This window comes from Corynebacterium sp. ES2775-CONJ (assembly GCF_024814515.1).
In the GTDB taxonomy this organism is placed as follows: Bacteria; Actinomycetota; Actinomycetes; order Mycobacteriales; family Mycobacteriaceae; genus Corynebacterium.
Genome location: NZ_JANUXT010000001.1, coordinates 468,400 through 494,336, shown reverse-complemented (window position 1 = coordinate 494,336; position 25,937 = coordinate 468,400). Strand labels below are relative to the sequence as shown.

The 25,937-nt window shown below is 53.3% G+C and carries 23 protein-coding genes, 1 rRNA gene and 1 pseudogene; 21 read left to right on the top strand and 4 right to left on the bottom strand.

Annotation, left to right across the window (positions count from 1 at the left end; all coding sequences use genetic code 11):
* From rrf to NXT01_RS02205, 14 genes are all read left to right on the top strand, one after another.
* Window positions 1–117, top strand: a 5S ribosomal RNA gene (rrf, locus tag NXT01_RS02270).
* Between the two features lie 103 nt (window positions 118–220).
* Entirely contained in the window at window positions 221–1,225 is a 1,005-nt protein-coding gene (locus tag NXT01_RS02265; RefSeq protein WP_259077078.1) for a hypothetical protein, read from the top strand.
* A 13-nt stretch (window positions 1,226–1,238) separates the two neighbouring features.
* Complete coding sequence (locus NXT01_RS02260; protein WP_259077076.1) at window positions 1,239–2,231, top strand: HAD-IIA family hydrolase; 993 nt, start codon at window positions 1,239–1,241, stop codon at window positions 2,229–2,231.
* Entirely contained in the window at window positions 2,222–2,389 is a 168-nt protein-coding gene (locus tag NXT01_RS02255) for a hypothetical protein (protein WP_259077074.1), read from the top strand. The genes NXT01_RS02260 and NXT01_RS02255 overlap by 10 nt, the downstream gene beginning before the upstream one ends.
* Window positions 2,390–2,403: 14 nt before the next feature.
* Window positions 2,404–3,228, top strand: a complete 825-nt coding sequence (locus NXT01_RS02250; protein WP_259077072.1) for a TlyA family RNA methyltransferase — start codon at window positions 2,404–2,406, stop codon at window positions 3,226–3,228.
* Complete coding sequence (locus tag NXT01_RS02245; protein WP_396124705.1) at window positions 3,210–4,145, top strand: NAD kinase; 936 nt, start codon at window positions 3,210–3,212, stop codon at window positions 4,143–4,145. Before NXT01_RS02250 ends, NXT01_RS02245 begins: the two co-directional genes overlap by 19 nt.
* 42 nt (window positions 4,146–4,187) lie before the next feature.
* Window positions 4,188–5,915, top strand: coding sequence for a DNA repair protein RecN (gene recN, locus NXT01_RS02240; RefSeq protein WP_259077068.1), 1,728 nt, complete (start codon window positions 4,188–4,190; stop codon window positions 5,913–5,915).
* A gap of 80 nt (window positions 5,916–5,995) precedes the next feature.
* Window positions 5,996–7,186 carry a putative cytokinetic ring protein SteA gene (steA, locus tag NXT01_RS02235; RefSeq protein ID WP_396124696.1) on the top strand — a complete coding sequence of 397 codons (1,191 nt, stop codon included), beginning with the start codon at window positions 5,996–5,998 and terminating at the stop codon, window positions 7,184–7,186.
* Between the two features lie 2 nt (window positions 7,187–7,188).
* Window positions 7,189–8,148: a copper transporter gene (locus NXT01_RS02230; RefSeq protein WP_259077066.1), complete on the top strand. Its 960-nt coding sequence runs from the start codon at window positions 7,189–7,191 to the stop codon at window positions 8,146–8,148.
* Window positions 8,148–8,813, top strand: a complete 666-nt coding sequence (locus NXT01_RS02225; protein WP_259077065.1) for an NUDIX hydrolase — start codon at window positions 8,148–8,150, stop codon at window positions 8,811–8,813. The genes NXT01_RS02230 and NXT01_RS02225 overlap by 1 nt, the downstream gene beginning before the upstream one ends.
* Entirely contained in the window at window positions 8,803–9,741 is a 939-nt protein-coding gene (xerD, locus tag NXT01_RS02220; RefSeq protein ID WP_259077063.1) for a site-specific tyrosine recombinase XerD, read from the top strand. The genes NXT01_RS02225 and xerD overlap by 11 nt, the downstream gene beginning before the upstream one ends.
* 110 nt (window positions 9,742–9,851) lie before the next feature.
* Window positions 9,852–10,724 (top strand): ParA family protein, encoded by an 873-nt coding sequence (locus NXT01_RS02215; protein ID WP_259077061.1) that lies wholly within the window; start codon window positions 9,852–9,854, stop codon window positions 10,722–10,724.
* On the top strand, window positions 10,725–11,531 hold the full coding sequence (locus tag NXT01_RS02210; RefSeq protein ID WP_259077060.1) for a ScpA family protein: 807 nt from the start codon (window positions 10,725–10,727) through the stop codon (window positions 11,529–11,531).
* 68 nt (window positions 11,532–11,599) lie between these two features.
* Window positions 11,600–12,199: an AAA family ATPase gene (locus NXT01_RS02205; RefSeq protein WP_259077058.1), complete on the top strand. Its 600-nt coding sequence runs from the start codon at window positions 11,600–11,602 to the stop codon at window positions 12,197–12,199.
* Here NXT01_RS02205 and NXT01_RS02200 read toward each other — a convergent pair.
* Window positions 12,174–13,661: a peptide MFS transporter gene (locus NXT01_RS02200; RefSeq protein ID WP_259077056.1), complete on the bottom strand. Its 1,488-nt coding sequence runs from the start codon at window positions 13,659–13,661 to the stop codon at window positions 12,174–12,176. The two genes, NXT01_RS02205 and NXT01_RS02200, sit on opposite strands and share 26 nt — an antisense overlap.
* Before the next feature lie 98 nt (window positions 13,662–13,759).
* Here NXT01_RS02200 and NXT01_RS02195 point away from each other — a divergent pair, with 98 nt between their 5' ends.
* The 7 genes from NXT01_RS02195 to der all read left to right on the top strand — a co-directional run bounded on the left by NXT01_RS02195 (window position 13,760) and on the right by der (window position 21,357).
* Window positions 13,760–15,103, top strand: coding sequence for an adenosylmethionine--8-amino-7-oxononanoate transaminase (locus tag NXT01_RS02195; RefSeq protein WP_259077054.1), 1,344 nt, complete (start codon window positions 13,760–13,762; stop codon window positions 15,101–15,103).
* Window positions 15,104–15,113: 10 nt separating this feature from the next.
* Window positions 15,114–15,785: a dethiobiotin synthase gene (gene bioD, locus NXT01_RS02190; protein WP_259077052.1), complete on the top strand. Its 672-nt coding sequence runs from the start codon at window positions 15,114–15,116 to the stop codon at window positions 15,783–15,785.
* A gap of 82 nt (window positions 15,786–15,867) precedes the next feature.
* A complete protein-coding gene (locus tag NXT01_RS02185) occupies window positions 15,868–17,463 on the top strand; it encodes a cation:proton antiporter (RefSeq protein ID WP_396124704.1) in 1,596 nt (531 codons plus the stop codon).
* A gap of 10 nt (window positions 17,464–17,473) precedes the next feature.
* Window positions 17,474–18,025, top strand: coding sequence for an SMC-Scp complex subunit ScpB (gene scpB, locus NXT01_RS02180; protein WP_259077048.1), 552 nt, complete (start codon window positions 17,474–17,476; stop codon window positions 18,023–18,025).
* A gap of 92 nt (window positions 18,026–18,117) precedes the next feature.
* Window positions 18,118–19,050, top strand: coding sequence for a pseudouridine synthase (locus tag NXT01_RS02175; protein WP_259077046.1), 933 nt, complete (start codon window positions 18,118–18,120; stop codon window positions 19,048–19,050).
* Complete coding sequence (gene cmk, locus NXT01_RS02170; RefSeq protein ID WP_259077044.1) at window positions 19,050–19,751, top strand: (d)CMP kinase; 702 nt, start codon at window positions 19,050–19,052, stop codon at window positions 19,749–19,751. Before NXT01_RS02175 ends, cmk begins: the two co-directional genes overlap by 1 nt.
* Complete coding sequence (gene der, locus NXT01_RS02165) at window positions 19,741–21,357, top strand: ribosome biogenesis GTPase Der (RefSeq protein WP_259077042.1); 1,617 nt, start codon at window positions 19,741–19,743, stop codon at window positions 21,355–21,357. The genes cmk and der overlap by 11 nt, the downstream gene beginning before the upstream one ends.
* A 58-nt stretch (window positions 21,358–21,415) precedes the next feature.
* Here the strand turns inward: der and NXT01_RS02160 are convergent, their stop codons facing one another.
* The 3 genes and pseudogenes from NXT01_RS02160 to NXT01_RS02150 all read right to left on the bottom strand — a co-directional run bounded on the left by NXT01_RS02160 (window position 21,416) and on the right by NXT01_RS02150 (window position 25,029).
* On the bottom strand, window positions 21,416–22,258 hold the full coding sequence (locus NXT01_RS02160; RefSeq protein ID WP_259077040.1) for a class I SAM-dependent methyltransferase: 843 nt from the start codon (window positions 22,256–22,258) through the stop codon (window positions 21,416–21,418).
* Window positions 22,259–23,354: 1,096 nt separating this feature from the next.
* Window positions 23,355–24,095, bottom strand: coding sequence for an ABC transporter permease (locus tag NXT01_RS02155; RefSeq protein ID WP_259077038.1), 741 nt, complete (start codon window positions 24,093–24,095; stop codon window positions 23,355–23,357).
* Window positions 24,095–25,029: pseudogene (locus tag NXT01_RS02150) on the bottom strand (ABC transporter ATP-binding protein). Before NXT01_RS02150 ends, NXT01_RS02155 begins: the two are co-directional and overlap by 1 nt.
* Window positions 25,030–25,937: the final 908 nt, after the last annotated feature.

Genomic DNA, 25,937 nt, shown 5'->3' with positions numbered 1-25,937 from the left:
GTCGGTGGTTATTGCGTCAGGGGTACGCCCGGTCCCATTCCGAACCCGGAAGCTAAGCCTGGTAGCGCTGATGGTACTGCAAACGGGAGTTTGTGGGAGAGTAAGTCACCGCCGACCTAAAACTTAACAGTGAACAATAGAAAGCGTGACGTGTTGAATGCTAAGGAATAGCCCTTAATATTCAATACGTCACGCTTTTTGTATGTAGAAAATGGATATCATGACTCAACACAATGACTCTTCAAGAAACTCCCGGAGGCCCGGATCTGGTCGACAAGACAACGGCCATCGCAGTGGAGCGCCGCGTCGGAGCACTCCGCAGCGCAGATGGTCACGCGACGAAGAGGGGCGAGGTAGGCCCCGTGACGAGGATAGGCGCGGTCGAGACGACGAACGCCGCCGGAGTAATGACCGTCGAGACAGCGGCGGTGATAGGCACAGCGAGGATGATAGGCGTGGTGGCGGCGATCGTCGTCACGCTAATCGCGCAGGCGCCTCTCGCCCTGAGAAGCGGAGTTTTCACGCGCAGCGCCCCGGCTATCGCGAGGAGCGCATTAATAAGCGCATCAATGAGCCGCAGATCCCCAGCGACCTTGACACGTCCGTTCTGGACCCAATGATTGTGCAAGATCTCAAGGTGCTATCGAAAGATAACGCAGATGCTGTGGCCAAGCACTTGGTTATGGCCGTCACATGGCTCGCAGATGACCCCAAATTGGCGCTATCTCACGCCCGCGCAGCTAAAGATCGGGCGGGTCGAATCGCGGTCGTGCGGGAAACCTGCGGCATAGTTGCCTATCATGCCGGCGAGTGGAAGGAAGCCCTGTCTGAGCTTCGTGCGGCACGACGGATGTCAGCCGGACCCGGATTGGTCGCAGTTATGGCAGATTGCGAGCGCGGACTGGGGCGTCCAGCTAAAGCAATTGAGCTGGCACGCGAGGAGCATGAGGGGTTGGATCGGGCTTCCCAGATTGAGCTCGCCATCGTGGTAGCCGGAGCTCGTAGCGATCTCGGTCAGATTGATTCTGCTGTCACAACCTTGCAACAGGAAAATCCCGATCCGCGACAGATCGACCCTGCCTATGCCCGTCTGTCCTATGCCTATGCCGATGCTTTAGCTCAGGTGGGACGTACCGAGGAAGCGATAGAGTGGTTCAGCCACGCCGATAAACAAGATGTCGATCGTCTTCTCGATGCCGATGAGAGATTGCGAGAGCTATCCTAGTAATATAGTGCGCATGACGAAATGCGCCCTCGATCATTACGACAGCCTACTGCTCGACCTGGACGGAACCGTCTGGGAGGGCGGTAGGCTTCTCCCTTATGTTGAGAATGTGATCAACGAGACCACAGTGCCGGTTATGTATATTACGAACAACGCCTCCAGGCACCCCAGTACGGTTGCCTCCCTGCTTTCTAAGATGGGTGTTCCCACGGGTACGGAGCAGATTCTTACCTCCGCCCAAGCAGCGGTGGAGATGGCGGCTGATCACCTACAACCTGGTGATTCCGTTTATGTGTTGGGAACGGATTCCTTCAAGGACTTGGCCACCACAGCTGGATATATAGTTGTCGATTCCGCCGACGATAACCCTAAAGCCGTCCTGCACGGCCACAATCCTCAAACTGGTTGGGCTCAATTATCCGAAGCGGCCTTAGCAATCGCACAGGGCGCTAAGTATTTTGCTTCCAATTTGGACTCGACCCTCCCCATGGAGCGGGGGCTGATGGTGGGTAATGGATCGATGATCCAAGCCGTCGTTCACGCGACTGGCATCGCTCCCACGTCCGCGGGCAAGCCGGAGCCTGCTATGTTCTATTCCGCCGCGGCCAAGCTCTCATCTAAGCGTCCTTTGGGCGTAGGCGATCGCCTCAATACCGATATCGCTGGCGGAGTGGCTGCGGGTTTTGACACTCTCCACGTACTTACTGGCGTCTCTAAACATTTCGCACTTCTGCGAGCACCTCAGCACGAGCGCCCTACATATATCGCTCGGGATTTCAGCGACGTCCGGCAACCGCTGGAAACGCTGAAGCCAGGGGCGCAAGGCGGTTTCGTGGCCCATTGGGACGGTGATCATATCGTGCTGTCCGGTGGAGATTCTGAGTCGCGTCCTGATCAAGCGTTGCGTACTGTCCTTCAACTCGCCTGGCACCAAGAGTCAGCCTTCTCTGGAAGTATAAGTGTCAAGGGTGAGAGCGCAGCCAAGGCAGTGGATCAGTGGCAATAGCGAAGATGCCAAAACCCGGTCCGGAGAGCACCTCAATCGACCCCAATGAACTCAAGCGCACGGTTGTCGACGTTTTGGCTCGTCCTACTGCTAGCCTAGATGATGAGTACGAAGTCTTAAACGCCGCCCATGAATTACTTCATCGGGCCTTGCAATAAGGGGGCGAGAACTCGTGGCCGTAAACAGAAAACGTTTAGATGCAGAGCTCGTCCGGAGGAAAATCGCTCGATCGCGCGAGCATGCCGTCGACATGATTCGCGAACAGCGCGTCTTTGTGGCGGGAATACTCGCACTCAAACCGGCAACTCAGGTCGACCCCGATATCTCGATTCGAGTCGTCGGCAGTCAGTTGGATACCTGGGCTTCGCGCGGAGCCCATAAGCTGCTCGGGGCATTAGAAGCTTTCGAGCCTTTAGGCCTCGATCTTAAAGGGAAAAAGGTTCTCGACGCTGGAGCCTCCACCGGAGGGTTCACCGACGTGGTGCTGCGTCGGGGCGCCGCCGAAGTTGTGGCCTGCGACGTAGGGTACGGACAACTCGTGTGGCGCTTGCAAAATGACGCTCGCGTGCGAGTTTTAGATCGCACGAATATTCGACACCTCACACCCGAGATGTGTGGAGGTCTCTGCGAGGCAATGGTAGGAGATCTTTCTTTTATTTCCCTCACTCTCACACTACCCCCCATTATTGAGTGCTTAACTATGGGCGCAGATTTACTTCCTATGGTCAAGCCCCAATTTGAGGTCGGTAAAGAACGACTAGGGAACGGCGGCGTAGTGCGCAGTAGAGAGCTGCGAGCAGAGGTTACCCGCGATATCGCGTTATTTGCTCAAAGTGTAGGGTGCTCGGTAAACGCCGTCGTGGCATCGCCACTACCTGGACCATCAGGAAATGTAGAGTATTTCTTGTGGCTACGCAAAGATGGAGCCGCACACCTGCGATCGGAAGACGAGATAACAACGATGGTTCAGCAAGCCGTATTAGAGGGGCCACAGTGACCCACCAGCCCACTAGTGTACTCCTCGTACCCCACGCCGGCCGTGCCGCCAATATCAACTCTGCTGCTGTTGCAGCGCGTATGATGCGTGAGGCAGGAATAGCTGTCAGGATTCTCATTAACCCCGAGAATAAAACCATTGCCAGTCACCCTGTTCTCAGGAAATTTCCCAGTGTTACTCACGGTCCCGGCGCTGTGGAAGGCATTGACCTCGTCTTCGTTACGGGTGGCGATGGCACGTTCTTGCGGGCTGCTGATCTCGCTTATTTCGCTCAATTGCCAGTTCTAGGCATCAATTTAGGCCATATCGGCTTCCTCGCAGAGTGGGAAAAAGACTCGCTAGAAGAAGCAGTCCTAAGGGTCATCTCCGGAGATTACCGGATTGAAGAGCGAATGACCCTCAATATCTCGGCTCTGGGCCCGGCAGGTGAACCTCTCGGTTCCGGCTGGGCTCTTAATGAGCTCAGCGTTGAGAACCAAACTCGAACTGGGGTACTCGACGCCATCCTTGATATTGACGGGCGGCCGGTTAGTTCTTATGGCTGCGATGGAATCATCGTTTCTACCCCCACTGGTTCAACCGCCTATGCATTTTCAGCCGGTGGCCCAGTGCTTTGGCCGGAACTTGATGCCATCCTTGTTGTACCCAATAACGCCCACGCGCTATTCACAAAACCACTGGTGGTGGCCCCAGGGTCGACGGTCGCAATTGAATCGAGTGCATCAAGCCATCCCGCCTACGCCGTGATGGACGGATTCCGCACCATTGAATTACCCCCGGGATTCCGTGTTGAAATCAGACGCGGTCAACAAGGCATCCAGTGGGTACGGTTGGATGATCGTCCCTTTACCGATCGTTTAGTGAGCAAGTTGAAGCTACCCACTCAAGGGTGGCGTGGCCCCATTCAAACACGATGATCATAATCGCATATATGTGCGAATTCTCGGTAGGATAGTTATATGCTCGCGGATATCAGTATTGAAAATCTCGGTGTCATTCCCAAAGCCTCAGTGGAGCTAAGCTCAGGGCTCACCGTTCTCACCGGAGAAACAGGAGCTGGCAAGACTATGCTCGTTACCGGCCTGCGCCTGCTCACGGGTGGTCGAGCCGATGCGAGCCGAGTGCGTACCGGTTCCAAGCAGGCTGCGGTAGAAGGACATTTCAGCCTCGCTGGGATTGAAGAGTCTATCTGCGAGCAGGCTCAGCGCGTGGTTGACACAGCTGGAGGGACAAGCGATGAAAATGGCGAATTTATAGTAACCCGAACAGTGAGCGCTGCTGGTCGTTCTCGAGCATATCTAGGAGGCCGAGCAGTTCCAGCTGCCAATATTTCGGATTTTAGCGCTAATATCCTCACCATTCATGGCCAAAACGACCAATTAAGACTGCTTGCTCCCGAACGACAGCTCGAGGCGATCGACAGGTTAGATCCAGCCATCCAGAAGGCGGCCGACGAGTATGCTGAAAAGTACAAACAATGGTCCCGTCTCAAAGCGGATCTTAAAATGCGCACTGAGTCGCGGCGCGAATTAGCTCAAGAGGCTGATCGGCTCGACTTTGCTATTGAAGAGATCAGAGCCATTGATCCGAGCCCTCATGAAGATCAAGACATTCTCGAGAAAATTAGGCGTTTACAAGACGTAGACGAACTCAGAGAGCATACTGTTGGGGCACTGTCAGCGATCGACGGCTCTGGAGAATTCTCCCAGTTTGATACTGAGGAAGTCCAAGGTGCCTCGGATCTGCTCGGGCGAGCGCACACATATTTGAATTCCAGTTCTGATCCAGTTCTTAACGAATTGGGGTCGAGGTTGCGGGATATGACAGGCTCGCTGAGCGATATCTCGGCGGAGTTAGGTTCGTACCTGAGTGCTCTACCAACCGACGACCAGGAGTTGGACAATCTGCTGAAGCGTCAGCAGGATTTAAAAGCACTGACCCGAAAATATGCGCCCGACATTACCGGAGTGCTGAAATGGTTGGCTAAAGCGGAAGCGAAGCGTCAGACTATCAATATTTCCCCTGATGCCTTAGACGCGCTCAGAGAAGACACCCGTATTGCCGAGCAAAAGATGCTGGAGGCAGCGAAAAAGCTGTCCCACAAGCGCGTAAAGGCAGCTGCAACTTTAAGCAAGCAGGTAAGCAATGAGCTCCACGGTCTAGCCATGTCTAAGGCGGTTTTCAGTGTGCAGATGAGGCGTATAGAACCAGGCAAGACGGGGATCGATGAGGCGGAATTTTTACTTGCAGCTAATAGCGCGGCCGAACCCCGCCCCTTGGCGTCGTCAGCCTCGGGTGGTGAACTATCTCGCGTCATGCTGGCTCTTGAAGTCATCCTGGCAGCGAGCTCGCACGGTACCACATTAGTTTTCGACGAGGTCGATGCCGGAGTCGGAGGTCGTGCTGCAGTCGAGATTGGCCGTCGACTCGCCCGCTTGGCTACCCATCACCAAGTGATCGTCGTGACTCACCTACCCCAGGTAGCAGCCTATGCTGACACCCATATCCACGTGTCGAAAGAAGTAGGCGAGGCCTCAATTGTCTCCGGTATTTCCTCCCTCGATCATAATCAGCGTATAGAAGAACTGGCGCGAATGCTCGCGGGACTTGAAGATACCGCCACTGGGCGTGCCCATGCTCGTGAGCTACTCGAAAAGGCCCAAGATGAAGTGCGCATGATGCGCTAGAGAAGCATCAAGGGAATTTTTAGGACTTTTTGCTGCGTGGCTCACCCTATTGGGCATCGAAAAGAGCAAAGATTGAGCGCATGGGTTTATTCTCTCATTCCTCAGACCTTCCCGGACTCCAGGGAGCTACACGCGATCTATCCATCCACGGCAAGGGTTTTAAGCGCTTGCGTGAGGGTGATATCGCGGTTATCGATGTCGCTGATATCTCTCGCAGCTTGGCGCAGCGTCTCATCGATGTGAAACCAGCTGCGGTTATCAATTCCCAGCGTTTCAGTACAGGCGCGATTCCTAACTTCGGCCCGCAGTTATTGCTCGACAGCGGAATTATGCTGGTGGAAGCTACTGGAGCCGGAATCTGGGAGAATCTTAAAGATGGCAAGAAGGCACGTCTCACCGATGACGGCAAATTATATTACGGTGAGCGGCTCATCGCAGCCGGCGTTCCTATGACTATGACTGCAGCTAGTGTGCTTTTCGCCGATGCGCAGCAGAATTTGCTGGACTCTATGAATGCCTACTTTGGTAATACCATCGAATTTATCAATTCCGAATCCCCTTTGCTGATTGATGGTTTGGGAATACCCGAGGTGGGGCGCGAGATGTGGGGGCGAAAAGCTCTCGTTGTCAGCCCTGGCATAGGGGCCGCAGAGCAACTAGCTAGCCTGAAGTTCTTTATCCGAGAATATGAGCCGGTTATTATCGCTGTCGATCAAGCCGCGGATATTTTGGTCAACCATGGATATACCCCGGAATATATAGTTGGCGATCCACTGGTCGTGGGTAACGAGGCGCTGCGCTGCGGAGCGCGGGTTATTTTGCCAGCTGATCCTGACGGGCATGCAGTTGGTCTAGAGCGGATACAAGACCTCGGTATCGGTGCAATGACCTTCCCCTCCGCTGTGGATAGCTCTACTGATCTCGCTCTTCTTCTGGCCGATTATCACGGCGCAGAGCTCGTGGTGAGCGCCGGTTCCTCGTTTAGTCTTGATGGGCTTTTTGCCCAAGCTGCCAGCGCCAATCCCGCTCAGTTATTAACGCGCGCCAAATTGGGACCCAAGCTTGTCGACGCTACGGCGATATCGAGTCTGTACTCGGTCAGTGGTGGCTCGCGTTTGGGCTGGTTGTGGGCTCTGCTGGCGTTTCTCGTTTTCGCAGCTACTGTCATTGTGATCGCAGGATTCGGCGGTGATGCGTCCTTTACGGATAATCTCGTAAACACATGGAATAATATCGCCCTTTCCTTCCAAAACCTCGTGAAAGGACAGTAGAGATGAAAACTGGTCGCGGACACGCTGTTTTAACTGGTATCTGGTTGGGTCTTGCAGGCGGAGTCTGCCTGGGTACCTATATATTGGCCCCCCATCTCCCAGCAGGCAGTGCAATACGGGTAGGTTCCATTGCAGCCGAACGGGATGCTGCACGTGAGGATGTCGCTATAGCTCAGGCTCAATCGAAGAGTGCCGATGCCATTATCGACAATATCTCAGCCGCAGCGGTGCGAGAAGCACTTATTGATCGCGGAGTCCTGATACTAGCTACTGCCGAAGCCGATAAAGCCGATGTGGAAGCAATGCGCGCCCTGCTGGATCAGGCCGGAGCTGGTAATTCTGGCACAATCTATTTCACCGAGAAATTCTTTGATCAAGCTGGAGCTGACAGTTTAAAAAACACCGTAACTCTCACTCTTCCCGCTGGTGCTCAACTGAGTGTCGATAAACTTGATCCCGGCACCCATGCAGGGGAGTCCTTGGGATCGACTCTGATGTTCGAGCCCGTTAGGGAGGGAACTGAGGAGCAGAAGCCTCAAGCAAGCCCGGAGGAACGCGCGATCGTCTTGGGTGCGCTTAAGGAGGCCGGTTTTATTAATTATGAGGACGGCAGCATCTCACCAGCGCACGTCGCTGTCCTCCTAACGGGGGATAATCCTGGCTCTACCGATGATAATTTCACGGTGACTACTCAGGCGGCTTTTGCCGAAGCTATTGATGCCCGTGCGGGAGGTCTGGTTGTGGCTGGCCGGGTGCACGCTGCGAGCGACACTGGTTTAATTGGGGTTCTAAGGTCTAATCCGAGCACGCGCTCTGCAGTCTCAACGGTCGATTCCATCGACCGAACATGGGCCAAGATCGCGACTGTCCTAGCGCTGAAGGAGCAGCTGCGTGGTTCCTCTGGCGCATATGGTGCAGCCGCTAGTGCCGACGCAGCTTCACCAGCACCGCGCATAGGATAATGACTGCACATCAGTTTACAGTGGTGGGCTCCGAACTACTGGTTGAAGCCCCTATCATCGCGGTGCGCCGCGATCAAGTCATGATGCCAGGTGACACGCTCGCTTATCGTGAGGTCGTTGAGCACTTCGGCGCAGTAGCAGTGGTTGCGCTCGACAATGACCGCGTTCTCCTCATAAAGCAGTACCGCCGAGCGGTCGATCAGCGCCTATGGGAACTACCAGCTGGACTGTTAGACATCGCAGGGGAAGATCCCCTTGAGGGGGCACGTCGCGAACTAGCTGAAGAAGCGGGTCTGTCAGCAAACCGGTGGGGGCTACTCTGTGATACGGTGACCAGCCCCGGCTTTTGCGATGAGGCGGTGCGCATCTATCAAGCTGAGGAGCTCAGTCTCGTATCTCAACCTGTAGCCCACGACGAAGAGGCCGATATGAGCGTTCTGTGGGTTGATCTTAACGAGGCTATTGAGATGATTATGAAAGGCGAGATCGTCAATTCAATAGCTATAGTAGGGCTCATGACGGCGTGGCGACTGCGCAGTACTGGTCAGGCCTTAAGATCTGAGACGAGCGAATTTTCGCTACGCCCAGTGAAACTGGCGCAGCGTCGGCAAGCTATGGGCCTGACCGGTGACATGAAAAAGAAAGACGCACAAGGTGACCACTAATGCTGAGGCCGCTCAGCAGTGGTTGAGTTATCTAACAGTTGAGCGAGGTCTGAGTGCGCACACTCTCAGCAACTACCGCCGCGATGTGGATCGCTATCTAGGGTGGCTGAGCGCGGCACAGCGCCGTGATCTTAGCGAGGTTACCACCGCCGATATCGAAGCTTATATCTACGATTTGCGCAGCGGAGCGATTGCGAAGCCTCTAGCTGCTGCGTCTGTTGCGCGAGCGTTGGCGGTGGTGCGGGGTTTGCACAAGTTTTGTTTTCTCGAAGGTTTACTCGAGTCCGATGTGGCGGCGGAAGTCTCGCCGCCTGCTCAAGGACGTCACCTGCCTGATACACTCTCCATAGCCGAGGTTGAGTCTCTCATTGAAGCTATTCCACACAGCGAATACGCCTCCATATACGACCTTCGCGATCGCGCACTCGTGGAATTGCTCTACGCAACGGGTGCCCGCATTAGTGAGGTTGTTGCACTTTCGGTTGACGATATCTCCGAATCTACTGGGATGCTGAAACTAAAAGGCAAAGGCAGTAAGGAACGCATCGTCCCTATCGGAAGGATGGCACGCGAGGCGATTGAGCACTACCTCATCAGGGCGCGACCGGCTTTGGTCCGGGGCAGCGGCCCTGCTCTCTTTCTCAATAAACGCGGAGGTACCTTATCTCGGCAGTCGGCATGGGCGATCTTGAAACACGCCGCGAATCGGGCTGGAATTGACAAAGATATTTCGCCGCACACCCTACGGCATAGTTTCGCGACCCATATGTTGCAGTCAGGGGCGGATATTCGAGTGGTGCAAGAACTCTTGGGACACTCCTCGGTCACTACTACCCAGATCTATACTCATGTCACTGTGGAGGACTTACGGCGAGTGTGGAGCAGCTCTCACCCACGGTCGACTGCACAGAAGAAAAGTCTCAAGTAATACTTTATGGTGGCAAAACACCTTCTGCAATCGCTAAAATAACCACCATGTGATTTATCATATAGGAAGAAAGCGCAGTAATCGGTGGGCAGACGTAGAAGGATGTATTGATGGCTGATAATGGTCTTTTCCAGACCCCGGACCGCACGGTCGGTCTCACCGGACGCCCATTACGCCATATTCCAGAACCGGCCGCGCTCGACAAGCACGGCCCAGCTACTATTATCTCGATGTGTAACCAAAAGGGTGGCGTGGGAAAAACGACCTCCACCATCAATCTCGGCGCTTGTCTTGCTGAGGCGGGACGTCGAGTACTCTTAGTCGATCTCGACCCGCAAGGAGCGCTATCCGCGGGTCTGGGGGTCCCTCACGATGAGTTGGATCTCACCGTGTATAACCTTTTGGTAGATCACAGCGTCAGCATCCACGGCGCTATTCATTCAACTGGGGTACCCGGTCTTGATCTAGTGCCCGCAAATATTGATCTCTCTGCTGCTGAAATTCAGTTGGTCAACGAGGTTGGTCGCGAGCAAACCCTAGCTCGTGCGCTCAGGCCGGTCATGAAAGATTACGACTATATACTCCTTGATTGTCAGCCCTCCCTAGGATTACTGACTGTCAACGCCTTGGCCTGTTCCCACGGGGTCATCATTCCCATGGAGTGCGAGTATTTTTCCCTCCGCGGTCTAGCTTTATTAACTGACACTGTGGAAAAAGTTCGTGATCGTCTCAATTTCGATCTGGATATTGTTGGTATCCTGGTCACAATGTTTGATCGGCGCACCACCCATGCGAGAGAAGTGATGTCGCGAGTGGTGGAAGTATTTGACGACAAGGTATTTGACACGGTGATTACTCGCACGGTGCGCTTCCCTGAAACATCTGTTGCTGGAGAACCGATCACCACGTGGGCTCCATCGTCGGCTGGCGCTGCCCAATACCGCCAATTGGCTCGTGAGGTTATCGAGCGCACACACGGTTAAATGCCTACAATTCCGCATCGTGCGGTGCAGCCTGAGATTACTGGCTTCCGCATAGTGTTAAATAACTTCGAAGGCCCCTTTGATTTGCTTCTGCAGCTCATTAGCGCCAAGAAGATGGATATTACCGATATCGCTTTGGCCACAGTGACAGATGATTTTGTAGAGTACACCAAGCAGCTCGGTGAATTTTCTGGTCTCGATGAGGTCACCGAATTTCTAGTTGTTGCGGCGACCCTCCTGGATCTCAAGGCAGCTCGACTACTGCCGCGTGGTCAGGTGGAAGAAGATATTGAATACCTCGAGCTTAGAGATCTTTTATTTGCTCGCTTACTGCAATATCAGGCCTATCAGAAGGTAGCCGAAGAATTGCGGCAGTGGCAGCGCCAAGCCCAGTTGTCTTATCCCCATGCCCTGAGTATGGATCCTCAATTCGTCGATCTCTTAGCACCAGTCAACCTAGGTCATACGAGGGAGAGCTTCGCGGAGTTCGCGGCAAGTGTATTCCGGCCGAAACCTGCTGAGGAGGTCGCTACAGCGCATATTCACCATGTGAGCGTTTCAGTACCTGAGCAAGCAGGCACGGTTCTTCAGATCTTGCACGAGTATGGCCCACACCAGTGGGTTAACTTTTCTACTTTTGCCGATTCCCGCAGCATCATAGTGGTGGGTAGGTTTCTTGCGCTTTTGGAGTTGTACAAGGCACGTGCCATCCTCATGGAGCAGGACGAGCCGCTAGAAGATCTGCGGATTTCCTGGACTGGGCTGGATGTTGATCCCGCAGTGGTGGCGGCCAGTACGTGGGAATGAGCAGCGACATTGATTCAGGCGTGCAGACAGTTACTATAAGAGGGGTACAGGAAAGAGGGGCTACGATAATGCCAGCACTTGTGGTTTCGGGCCTAGCTTCTGGGGTAGGCAAAACAACGGCAGCAGCCGCTATCGTTAAGGTACTCAAGGACCGCGGCGAAGACGTTATACCTGCAAAGGTTGCCGCGTTGAGCGCTTGGACCCCCGATATTGGCACCATTGAGAGACTCACCGGGATTAAAGGCAAAGATTTTTCCCAAGACCCCGATCCCATCGCCTCAGTGCGCGAACTAATCGATGCTGGTAAGACTGTGGTGGTCGAGGGCTCCGGTGGCCTCGATGTTGAGCTCTTTGGGGCAAAGACCATTGCCCATATCGCTGCGGATCTTAATGCCCCGCTCATCGTAGTTTCCGGAATGGATGAGCAGGCCGTAAAGATAGCTTTGCGGGCCGTCGATTTTGCTACCGCTTGTGGCGCTACGGTGGGTGGTCTTTTGGGTGGCAAACTTCCCCTTGGGGCTGATTTGAAGACGCGCCTGATTCTGATGGATGCTGTGGCGCGTACGGGTGTGCCTTTTTTAGGGAGTCTGCAGGACGGAATCGGGTCTTTAGGGCCCGACGCTTTCGCGGAGGCTACCCGGACTATTTACTTGCCGAGTGACTTTTAGGTTGAGAACGCGTTGCGACTAATGTCAGAGCGCCGACGACCAGACCTGTGACTGCGCAGCCTAAGAAGTAGCGAATCTCTGCCTCAGCACTGCTGGGGTCGTAGAATCGCGAAATTGTCCCCGCCAAGGCGGTGCCTATAGCAAGGGTAAGGAAAAAGAGCGCTGAGAACTGAGTGCGAAAAGCATTGGGTGCGTGAGCTGCGGTCGCGGCCATCCCTATTGGTCCGCAGAAAAGTTCACCCATAGCTGCGATCCAGATAGCAAAGACCACGGCGATGAGAGGGGTGCTATTTGCGGTACCACCCGCATAAGGTATGAAAACCAAAAAACTCAGAGCTGTGATCATGACTCCGATGGATAGTTTATTGGCAGAGGAGGGACCCCGGTTACCGAGTCGGGCGAATATATAGGTCACAGGAGCGGAGAAGACGATAACAAATAGTGGGTTGAGCGATTGGGTCCACGCTGCTGGCACTATGAACCCAAGGAGGCTGCGATTGAGTCGAATATCGGAGTACACTGCGAGAACCCCATAAGTTTGGTTCATCATCGCCCAGAAGCACACCGAGGCTATAAAAATTGGAACGAACCTCCACACCTGTGTGCGCTCAGATTCGCTTACCTGAGCTGAGCGCAGGATGGTAACAAAGAGAACTACGGCCACTGAGGCAGTAGCTGCAAGTAGAAGCACAGCAAGGTGGTGTGGATTGATACTTCCTCGTGAAGCCAGTCCGACGAGGACGGCGAGAAGAGCTAGAGCTCCAGCTATAACTGGAAGCGCGGTGCGAAGAGAGTAGGGTTGAGCGGGGTACATTACCTTTGTGCGTGCAGCGTTATTGAGACGAGTGAGCATGAGGGGGCGCAGGAGAAGGTAGATCCCCATACCAATAAACATAAGAAGAGCCGCTGCCAAGAAGCCAAGGTGGAATCCCCATGTCAGCGCGAGCCATCCCGTTAGGAGAGGACCGAGAACCGCTGCGACTTGAATACCGAAATAAAAAAATTGAAAACCTACCTCGCGATCCGAGTCTGAGTCAGAACTGTATACAGCGCCCAGGATGGTGATAGCGGCGGTTTTGAGCAATCCAGAACCTAAGGCGATAAGACTTAACCCGAGGGCGAGTCCTAGTACTGGGTGGATGAGGGATAGTATGAGGTGTCCCAGGCACAATATGGTTGCTCCGCCTAGGAGAGTTTTTTCGGGACCGAGTAGATGATCGGATATCCATCCGCCCGCAAAGGTACAGAGATAGACCAAAGCCCCGTAGGCGCCGATGAGCGCAGTCGCGTGCGCCTTGTCTATGCCTAGTCCTCCCTCACCGGCCGAGTAGTACAGGTAGTAGGCGAGGATAGCTTGCATGCCGTAGAAGCTGAAACGCTCCCAGGCTTCAATGCTGACCACACTCACGGTGGCTAGGGGATGACGCGGACTCGTTCTTGAACGCTGTTTAATCGAGGTCATAGTTGAAATTATCCACAATCAGCAAGCCTTAGGTGGCATATTCGCTCTTATTCTTGAACGGTGTTTAAGATAGGTTGCAGTCAAGGAATCGAGGAAATATGAACCTACCCACTGTTGCGCACCTCATCGAGAAGGACCAACGCCATCTCTGGCACCCCTATAGTTCGAGTCCCGCACCCATAGACCCATATATCGTGAGCTCAGCCGCGGGAACGATCATTTCCCTGGCAACGGGGGAGCAGCTCATTGATGCCATGAGCTCGTGGTGGGCCGTAGCCCACGGACATAACCACCCCAGACTCGTCAGCGCAGCCACTACCCAAATCTCTCGGATGAGCCACGTCATGTTCGGAGGTCTCAGTCACGAACCAGCTATCGACTGCGCCGCCAGCTTGGTGAAACTCCTATCTCGTTCGTGCCCTTTAAAAGACCCGGGTCTCGAAAAGGTATTCTTCTGCGATTCTGGTTCGGTCGCTGTGGAAGTAGCCATGAAAATGGCATTGCAATATCAGCGCGGTAAAAACCACCCAGAGCGCCATCGTTTCCTCACATGGCGCCGCGGTTACCACGGGGACACCTTTGCGGCGATGTCAGTATGTGATCCCGATAATGGCATGCATTCCATGTGGAAGAGGATCATCGCCGAGCATATATTCGCACCGCCACCACCACCGCGCGGCTCAGACTCACAGGAGATAGCCGAGTATCTCGACAAACTAGAGTCGCTGCTCGATAATTCGGTGGCTGGAATCATCATCGAGCCCAGGGTGCAAGGCGCAGGAGGCATGCGTTTTCATGACGACGAGGTTGTCCATGGTGTCCGAAAAATTTGCGACCGCCACGAGCTCGTCATGATCGCCGATGAGATCGCTACCGGCTTCGGACGAACCGGCACGCTCTTTGCCACCCTTAGCGCCGGAATTGTGCCCGATATTATCTGTTTGGGAAAGGCTCTCACGGGAGGATTCATGAGTCTAGCAGCAACGATCACCACCTCGGCGATAGCCCAGGTCATCTCAAGTCCCCAGGGTGGAGGGGCGCTGATGCACGGCCCTACTTTTATGGCGAATCCCTTAGCCTGCGCCGTAGCGAAAGAAGCAATACATATGATTGCGGAATCGTCGTGGACAGAGGCAGTACAGCGCATTGAACACCAGCTTCAGATCCAGCTTCAGCCACTCGAGAGATACGACATCGTTGCAGATATCAGGGTTTTGGGAGCCATTGGTGTTGTCGAACTCAAGGCACCAGTTGACATGGCTGAAGCCACCGCTATCGCCGTTAGCCACGGGGTATGGCTGAGACCATTCGGCACGCTGGTCTACACAATGCCGCCCTATATCGCGACCGAAGCAGAAATAGCAAAGATCACCTCTGCCATCGACGCGTTGGTCTACAACGAAAATCAGCGCTACCGCAAGACCTACCTCACTAAGAAATGACGGGAATAACATGAATATCCTTGCCATCACAGGAACCAACACTGGGGTCGGCAAAACCATTGCCACCGCTGCACTCGCCGTCGAATATCGACATGCGGGCTATGACGTCCGAGTGGTAAAACCCGTCCAAACCGGGGAGCCCGAAGGATCGGGCGATATTTTCACCATCGCGCAGCTTAGCGGAGTGAAAGCAGTGGAGTGTATTCGCTATCCAGAGCCACTTTCTCCACATCTAGCGGCCCGGCGCGCCGGGCAACCCGCTCTAAGCGTTGCCGAAATGGCCCATCATATCTCCACTATAGAACTCGGGCATCCAGGAGTGATCCTCGTAGAAGGGGCGGGCGGTTTGCTGGTGCGCTACAACGACACTGAGTCCTTCGCTGACCTCATCGCAGCGCTCAATGCCAAAGTGGTGGTGGTCACTAGCTTAGGACTTGGTTCTCTCAACCTCGCTGAACTCACCGTTGAGGTGGCGAGGCTACGCGGCCTAGACGTGTGCGGTTTGATTGGAGGCGAACTAGCCCCTCATCCTGATCTAGCTACCCGATTGAATCTCGAGGAACTCCCCATTCAGTGCGGGATCCCACTCTTAGGAGTTCTACCATCAGGGATGGGTCAGATCGATGGGACGATCCCTCCGGGGTTGATTCGGTTGCCTGATAGTTGGGACACCGATTTGTAGAATGGCCAAAGTCTGGAAAAGTAGAGGACACTAAAAGCCTTCAAAAAAAACATTGTCGGGAAAGGATTGGTCTGTGCTCATTATGATCGCGGTCATCGCGCTAATCGGGGCCACGGTGGTGATGGTGGCCATCGGCGAACGCACAGGCCTACCATGGCCCGCCCTCTTGACCGTCGTCACAGGCGCAGCTATTCTCTTTCCCGGCATACCAACCGTAGAGATTCCACCGGATCTCATTCTGCCGATTTTCATCCCGCCGCTCCTGTGGGCCTTGGCTAGGCGCTCAAGTTGGGGGATGGTCAGACGCCAGTGGTTAGAAATCGCCCTACTGGCGGTGGTGCTCACTGTTGTCTCCTCAGTCGCAATCGGGTTAAGCGCGTATGCTCTTATCCCGAGTCTATCCTTGGCCGGCGCTATGATGATTGGTGCCGCGATCGCTCCCACGGATCCGGTAGCTGTAGATGCCGTAGCCAAACCCGCCGGCGTTCCCTACCGCATCAGTAATACCCTGCAGAATGAAGGGCTCTTTAATGACGCCGCTTCGATCATGATCTTTTCTATGGCGCTGTCGGTGATTGTGGAGAAGAAATCCCCGAGCTGGTGGGAACCAATTCTTGCATTTATATACGGAGCCGGCGTTGCCGTCATTGTTGGGTTGATGATTGGATTCTCCTCGGCAAAATTCGTAAGCTGGGTGCAATCTTCCACTGCTCGAAACGCGCTCACCTGGACCATACCGTTTGCCACCTACCTGGTCGCGGATGCGCTCGGGGCATCTGGGGTGGTAGCGATTGTGGTAGCTGCAGTGGAATACAATTCCAAAGTTGAAATCAATGCTCAAGACCGACTCTCGGGTACATCTTTTTGGCAGACGGTGGAGTTTCTTTTCACCGGTGTAGCCTTCGGTCTCATTGGCACCACCGTCCGCCGAGCTATCTCAGAAATGGGCTCGGGACTGCTCGAAGCGGTACTCGTGGGAGTGGCGCTCTCGGTTGTCGCCATTGTCGTGAGAATGAGTTTTCTCTTAGTTATTTATAGGTTCAATACCACTGGTAAACGTAAGACTGCCTCGCCCCTGCGCCTCCAGGAAGTTCTTCTTCTGACTTTTGCTGGTATGCGCGGGCTGGTAACTCTCACTCTTGTCTTGTCCATTCCATCGTCAACCTATTTTAAGCTCTATCATGAGCTCCCCGTCATCGTCCTTGTGGTTTTAATTATGACCATGGTGATCCCGGGCCTAGCGCTTCCCGCACTCATGAAAAAGCTCAACTTAGACGCAGATCCCGATGCTTTTGGCGACCGAACCCGCACCGAGCTCGCCAGTCGTGCCCGCAAAGCTGCCCGAGGGGTCATCGACGCTCACGCTAAAGATCTACCGCAAGATCGTCTTGAGCTTGTCATGCAGCGCTTTGAAGAATTTATTCATTACGAGGACGATGCAGTGGTGGACCCAAAGACTCTCAGGGATCACGCCCGCAAAGAAGCTACCCAAATGGCTCAGATCAACCTTGAGGCGCTACGAGCAGCGCAGCAGGAACTTTTGGCCGCCCGTAATGAAACCAAGGTTGATCCGGTTATCCTGGACGAGGTCCTCTACGACGTCGACCAACAGATTCTAGGAATCGTCCGGGGCATCGAACTCCGCAATTCAACGTGGGACGATTCGAGCGAGCGGTAAGGACGATAAAATGAATCCGCTATCCGCTTTGCGATCACAGATCGAATCCATCTTGCTCGTCTCTGACTCCCCGATAACTGCGGAAGCTCTCGCGGCCGCACTAGCGCAACCTGAAAGCCACGTCAGCGCCACACTCAAGGAGATTAGCGCGGAATTTCATCAACGTGGTAGTGGTTTCGACTTGAGGGAAAGCTCGGAGGGGTGGAGGCTTTATACTCGTCGTGAGAATGCCGAGTGGGTGGAAAAATTTCTGCTGTACGGTTCGCAATCGAAACTATCACGGGCGGCGATGGAGACCCTCGCGATTATCGCTTATCGCCAGCCCGTAGCTCGTGCGCAGATCGCTGCCATTCGGGGAGTCAACGTCGACGGGGTCGTACGCACACTCACCCTGCGCGGTTTAATACGCGAGGCTGAAACGAAGGCGATCACTGGCGCCCAGCAGTATGAAACCACGGCTCTTTTTCTCGAGCTGCTGGGCATTGAGTCGCTCGAAGAATTGCCAGCTCTAGCACCACTGCTCCCTGATATCGATAGTATTGACGAGTTCGATCAACCCTAAGACTCGAGCTTTACTGTGGGAGGTGGTATTACCCGTGGCAGTAGACTAGGGTGGGAATGTTATTTGACACTTGTACTGAAAGTAGGCGACATATGTCTCCAACCGCTCGCCGGGATGGCACACCGGGAAAACCACGTTCGAAACGAAGTGGTGCACAACAATTAGGCCGCGGAGGATCGGGATCGCGACGCAAGCCATCGCGATCAAGCGATGACAAGCTCTATATCTCCAATGCAAAGCCAGCGCGGCACCAGCATAAAACCGCATTCGACAGGGGGCCAGTTCACCGTAGTGAGGGGATTCGTCTCCAAAAGGTGCTTGCGCAAGCGGGCGTAGCATCCCGTCGTCACGCGGAAGTGCTCATTGATCAAGCCCGTGTAGAAGTTAACGGAAAGATCGTGCAGGAACAGGGACTGCGAGTTGATCCGCAGAACGATCTCATACGGGTGGATGGGGTGCGGGTCAATGTTAACGAAAACTATCAGTACTTCGTCCTGAATAAGCCCCGAGGCGTGCACTCCACGATGAGTGATGATATGGGTCGTCCCTGTATTGGAGATCTTGTTTCTGAACGCGTCAGCGCTGGCCAACGCCTCTTTCACGTAGGTCGGCTCGATGCGGCGACGGAGGGGCTCATTCTGCTCACCAATGATGGAGAACTAGCCAACCGCCTCATGCACCCCAGCTACAAGGTCTCGAAAACTTACCTCGCCACGGTACTTGGCGAAGCCGACCGCAACTTGGTTCGTACCTTACTCAAGGGAATCGAGCTTGATGATGGGCCCGCACGCGCCGATCACGTTCAGATTGTTGACACCTACCAAGGTAAATCCCTGATACGGCTGGAGATCCACGAGGGACGTAAGCACATAGTGCGTCGCATGCTGAAGGAAGCTGGCTTCCCCGTGCAGGCTCTGGTACGCACCAAGCTGCATAATATCCAGTTGGGCGAGCAAAAGCCTGGCACGCTGAGGGCCCTCAATACCTCGGAATTAACCAGCCTGTATAAGGTGGTGGACATGTAATGGCTAATCAACTGATCATTGCCGTCGATGGACCTTCGGGGGCTGGAAAGTCTACGGTGTGCCGGCTGGTTGCCCAGCGTTATCACGCGCACTATCTCGACACAGGCGCCATGTATCGAGTAGCGACCTTGCATATACTACGCCTGGGTATCGACCCTCAGGATGCCACCGCTGTTGCCACAGCAACTACCGATCTGCCACTCGACGTTAACGAGGATCCACTAGCCACAGAGGTGATTCTTGGTGGCGAGGACGTTTCAGAGGAGATACGTGGCACTGCGGTAACCCAGGCAGTCTCGGCAGTATCATCGGTAAAAGAAGTGCGCGATAACCTTGTGGGCTTGCAGCGCGACTTGGCGCTAAAAGCCCAGCGCTGCGTAGTTGATGGGCGCGATATTGGCACGGTTGTCCTTCCTCAGGCCCAGGTAAAGATCTTTCTCACAGCTTCTGCTGAAGTGCGAGCTCAGCGCCGTCTTGACCAAGAACTTCGATCAGGCCGCGAGGCGGAGTTTGATGCAATTCTCGCTGCCGTACAGCGGCGCGATGAGCTAGATTCCACGCGGTCACTTAGTCCCCTCGTACCGGCTAAGGACGCTCACGTGGTCGATTCCTCACATCTATCACTTAACGAGGTCGTTGCCGTGGTGACCGAACTCGTTGACAATACAACTGCGGCTAAGGAGAACACCCATGACGAATAAAAATCAGCACGAGACAGAAGAAGAAACAGTATTTGTCTATCCCACACGTCACGGTGAGATTCCAGCCGATCAAGCCTACGAAGAAGAAGACATCGAGGTCGTGGGCGGTGGCTATGCCGCCCGAGATTTTGACGCTCAAGACTTCGACTATGACGACCCAAAATTTTTTGGTGAAGAGTTCGATGAAACGGAGTTCTCTGATCCCGATTTCGGCGACGATTATTCCGAGCAGGATTGGGAAGAGGTTGAGCGTGCCTTCGGCTTCGAACGCGATGATACAATCTCCGAAAAACTGTGCACCGTTGCCATTGTAGGCCGACCCAATGTGGGAAAATCTTCGCTCGTTAATCGTTTCTTAGGGCGCCGTGAAGCTGTGGTCGAGGACCATCCCGGGGTCACGCGCGATCGCATATCCTATATTGCCGATTGGGGCGGAAGTCGCTTCTGGGTCCAGGATACTGGCGGCTGGGATCCAAATACCAAGGGCATCCACAGCGCAATCGCGCGTCAAGCAGAAGTAGCCATGTCCACGGCCGATGTGATAGTTATGGTGGTGGACACGAAGGTGGGCATCACCGAGACCGATAGTGTCATGGCGCGAAAACTGCAGCGCTCCGATGTACCCGTTATCCTCGTAGCCAATAAATTTGATTCCGATAACCAATACGCCGATATGGCTGAGTTCTATGCTCTCGGTCTTGGGGATCCGTGGCCAGTTTCTGCCCTCCACGGCCGAGGTGGTGCCGACGTGCTGGAGGAAATTTTACGTTTATTCCCAGAGGAACCTCGACATTCCTCGATTACCGAAGGACCGCGGCGTGTAGCCTTGGTCGGTAAACCGAATGTCGGTAAGTCCTCGTTGTTGAATAAGATCTCTGGTGAAGAACGCTCGGTGGTAGATAATATCGCCGGCACCACCGTCGACCCAGTGGATTCCATCGTGCACCTCGACCAGCAAGCCTGGCGCTTTGTCGATACTGCTGGACTGCGTAAAAAAGTGAAAAATGCCCAGGGCCACGAGTACTATGCATCTCTACGCACCCGGGCCGCAATCGATGCAGCCGAAGTTTGCGTGATGATGATTGATTCCTCCGAGCCCGTTAGTGAGCAGGATCAGCGGGTACTCAATATGATTTTGGAATCGGGAAAGGCATTGGTGCTCGCTTTTAATAAGTGGGATCTCATGACCGATGACCGCCGGTGGGAGCTCGACCGCGAAATCGATCAGCAGCTAGCCCATATACCATGGGTGACGCGAATCAATATTTCAGCGGAAACCGGTCGCGCACTCAACCGCTTGGAGCCGTATATGATCAAGGCTCTCGAAAGCTGGGATCAGCGAGTAACGACGGGGCAGCTCAATAACTGGTTGCGGCAAGTCATTGCGCAAAATCCGCCTCCTATGAAGGGCGGACGAGTGCCCCGGGTACTTTTCGCCACCCAGGCGTCCACGAGGCCACCAGTAATTGTGCTCTTTACAACAGGCTTCCTCGATGCTGGTTACCGACGCTATTTGGAGCGAAAATTCCGAGAGTCCTTCGGTTTCGAGGGTTCGCCAGTTCGCATAGCGGTGCGAGTGAGAGAACGCCGCGGACGTAAGTCCTAAAAAATGCTGTGATCCAAGAGATTTCTGGATCACAGCATTCTTCTATCTTCTGCTCATCTCAGCGGGCTTTCTGCAAAAGGAAAGCATCAACCCTATAGGGCAGCGCGAGCGGACGGGCAGGATCTAATTCAAGTTTTTCGAAGAGATACCACGTCAAATTTTTTGTGAGGCGTTCGCGATCCTTGTCACGAGCCCGCAGCCAGTAGGAGCGGGTCTGGGCTAACTCTAGGAGTTGTGGAGGGTAGATGATCTGATCCCAAGAACCGCGGTAGTCCTCGACAATGAGCCAAGGCGGAGCGACCTGGGGGACGAAGCCGCGCTTGAGCGTATCGCCTGAGTGTATAATGCGGCTGAGCCGATGCACCCACGGGATATCGACATCGAGTGTATTCCACACCAAAAGAACTGAGGCATCAATCGTCGAGATCCGTGCGAGTTCTTTACTAGCCCGCTCATTATCCATCCAATGCCATGCTTGAGCAACAGTTATAAGGTCGAAAGAGCCCTCGGTACACGGTATCTCCTCTGCGTTCGCCCTGAGAATTGGAATCTGGGGTAGGGCGCGAGTAAAACTACGTGCCATATCGGCGCTGGGTTCGAGCGCATAAATCTGCTGGAATCTAGAGTCTTGAGCTAAAAGCTCGGTGAATTTTCCCGTTCCAGCTCCTATGTCGAGGACTTTATCTGCCTTGCCAATGAGGTCGAGAACTTCATTGGGATAGGACGGGCGGATATTGTGATAAAGGGTGGCGCCTGTAATAAACGCTTGGGACATATTCTTGCGATGAGACTGGCCGCGAAAACGGGGGAGATGTCGCTGAGAGATCGAGGGGATAGGCGTTGTTACCTGAGCATAAGGATCTTTAATCAGCGGCTGGAGTGGATCATCGGATCTAGACATGGTAGATAAAGTCTAGCGGACAACACAGGTATCGTGGCACTCTATGCAGGGCCTAATCAACAGACTGGTAGGTGGTCTCCACATGTAACGCCCGACACATAGTTTCAAGTAGTGAAACCCCACTCCAGCGGTTGCAGCCAGCCTAGGATAGAGAATGGCTCTTCGATACGAACCAGTAATGTCCTTGATGGCAGCGCGTAAATAACCGGATACGGCCGGAAGAGCAATGATGACCGTTGGCGCATCGTAGTATGCCCAAGAAGTAACGACGTTATTTTTACGCATAACATCCGGCCAATAGAATGCACATAACGTATGAATTACCTTAAGTACCAAACCAGCCACCGCTAATCACCGCAATTTTCTAGCATCTACGGCGGCTTACATAGGTTAAGGACATAAATATACACACTGCCAGGGCAATCAATATTAGTCAGCGTTTCTCCTACTGATTCTTCCAACAATGGAACGACCATCGAGCCATCGTCCAAGAAGTAATCCCATTCCGCAGTCAGGCCGTTCTCGCACGATAATTTTTTTGTAATTTCCTTAATTGCAACAAGCCTTAGCCCCAAGCCCCTCTGACCAATTACATAGTCTTTCACTCCCATGGGAAAGATTTCAGGCTTATTTGAAGAACTCGTACGTAAAGAACGTTTGAGCGAGAAATCAACTATAATAACTCTACCGCCCGGAACTAGATAGTTCGGGAAAATAGATAAAGCGTTCCGTGGATAATCAACTAGAGATAATGTTAGGCTACAAACAATACAATCAAACCATTCATGAAATTGTCGATTATATTCGGCGATATATTGTTGAAGAAACTATGGCCTGAATTCCGAAGAGAAAATTGATTTCTCGCAAAATTCAGGGCCTGGGTGTCTATGTCAATACCCGTATAGTCGGTTTCCCCCATCCCTGGTCTTCCAATGACTTCAAAACATGAGATAATTGCCCAAACTGACAGCCGGCATCCAAAAGATTTTGAGGAGGACTCCCAATTAAGGATGCGCATAATTGAGCGTAACGGGGGGAAGAAAATAGTCATGAACCCGGTTTGCGCCAAAGCTAGTTAGCGGAAATTGGAAACCACTCAAGAGAGTTTTCGCCTAACTGCTAAGGTGTTTAGCAGAGCAAAGCCTGCGGTCCACGCCCCAAACCCGATCAAGGTCGCCGAAGCTAGGTTATTTCCTAGCCCAAGATCAACAATGAGATCTCGCGCGGCCCGTGAAGGTAGCAACAAGCTTAAATCATTCAATCGCTCCGGCATGTAGGAAGGCGAAACCAAGATTCCGCCAGCAAAAGCCAATGTTAAAAAGAGTAACTGGGCAACAGTAACAACGGATTTCGTAGTCAAGATCCTCCCCATGAAGCTGCCGAGCAAACCGAACATCACTGTCGATGCCACCAGGCCGCCGGTCGCAGCCACAAAATGCCGTGTCAGTTCGAATTCGGTAGTAACCAGAGCGCAGCCCAAGAGCAGAGCTATACCCACCACCATCATGAGGCTAACTGTGACGATATGGGCGATATAGCGGGGGAAGAGGCCGTAAGGCAAAGTCCGTAGATAGTTAGCAAACCCAGTCTGCCTATCCTGGGCAATCGAAGTACTAAACCCAAACAAACAGGTTGACATTGAAATCATCACGACCAGCTGCAGCGTCGATTCAGTCGCAAGATGGGCATCCTCTACAACTTGTGAGTTCGGAAGAACAAAGAACACAAAACACAACAGCGGAATGACAATATTTCCAGTCAGAGCCATCAAATCCCGAAATGTTTCCAAAACCACAACTTTGAGATGACCAGAAAAAACTCTTAACGCATTAGTCATTATCGCAGCTCCTCAGGATTGGTGGTTACCTGTTCACGCAATCGTGTCTCCATAGCTTCTTCCAACGACATGGGGTTAGCTCGGAGTTCTGTGAAATTAACTCCGCTGGCAACTAGCTCTTTAACAAAAGCATTGATATTGCTAACGGTAAACTTCAGGCGCCTGCCGTTGCCGTCCCCTGCGCTCATGGAAGGGGAGTCCGCGCCTTGAGAAAGCTCGCAACTGCCAACGCTAGGCAGGCTTTGCACTACTTCGGGGTTATCCACTGTGCATTCAACAACGGTTGCTTGTGACACTCGCAGAAACTCAGCTTTAGTCATGTAACCTTTGCTTCGTCCCTTATCTAGGAGAAGAATATGATCAGCAAGCAAATCCACCTCATCTAAATAGTGTGAAGTTAGCAAGGTCGCGACACCACGCTGAGACTGCCGTTGAATTCTATCCCACATTAATCGGCGGGCTTCGGTGTCTAATCCAGTGGTCGGCTCATCCAGGAGAACCAATTTCGGATCTCCAAGGTAAGCCAAGGCCACACTGACGCGGTGTTTTTGGCCACCAGAGAGGCTACGCAACTGCTTTTTTGCGAATTGCCCGATGTCCCAACTTTCCAGGTGCTTCAAGCAAAAATCAGTATCTGTGGGACTGCCAGGAAACTGCGATGAGACGAACTGCGCCATTTCAAGAGCGCTCAAAGAATCCGGCAGCTTTGTTTCTTGCGGCACTAGACCCAGAGCTTGTTTACTTACGCGAGCTGTTGGCCGTTGACCTAGAACCCTAATGTCACCGCAAGTAGGCTCCTCTAAACCACTAATCAGTCTAAGAGAGTAGATTTCCCGGCACCATTCGGGCCCAGGACTCCCAAGATATCACCACTGGAGATAGTGAAGGTGATGTCATCAAGAACCGTTGTATCCCGGTATCGTTTCCCAATCATCTCCGCAGCCACTGTAAACACTTTTTCCCCTATCAAGTTATCCATAACTAGGTTAATTCATAAATTCTCGCAGATCGAAAAAATTGCACTTGAACGCTCCTGAGGTTTCCAATATATCCAGAACGTCACTATCTTCAGGCGTGGAAATGACTTGAACCTGGCGCAGATAGGAAAGCACCAATTCGTTACCCTGGCGTCTGCATGTGAAGCCAGGGTTCTACACTAACCTCGATATACCGATGTCTTTATCAGACATCCTTAGGCCCACCTCCGATAGAAAAGAGCAGCATAATTATCAGGCCGAGTGCGAAACCTATCCCAACCACAGCTATGGATTTGGCAACGTCGCCTTCCATTAGATAGTTGGCTCCGCCACCGAGCAGTCCTGCAGTGACAGATATTAATAAGCCCCGTTTAAATGATGCTTTCAAAAGCTAAACCTTTCTATATTTGCATATTTACTTCTTAAAGAAAATAGACTAGCCTGCAACTTACTTTTTTACCCTCAGGTACCTTGGGGTATAAACCCTACTTTAGGTCCATCTCCCACACTTAGGTTAGCAAAAGCAATCCTAATTTGCACTTTATGCGTTAATAAATTAAATTTCCCCGCCGCGGGCTAAGGGACAAGAAGCGTGTATAGATCGGCCCGAAAATAGCGGGTTATGCGGCGTTATGTAGGTGCCTACTCCTCCCGGGGGTCGCTCGGGCTGCTTGTGCCGAAATCCACGCTTTTTGTTCCAGATGTGATATTTGGGTGTCGTTTTCTAGCTTTAAGCTATGGCAAATCTATATACCAAATGGCCCACCACGTAGCGGACTTCAGTGCGAGAAGTAAGAACCTTCTACACGGGAGCTATCCCAGGTGCCGCACCTGTTCACTGAACGCAGGCAACCTCAAGAACCAT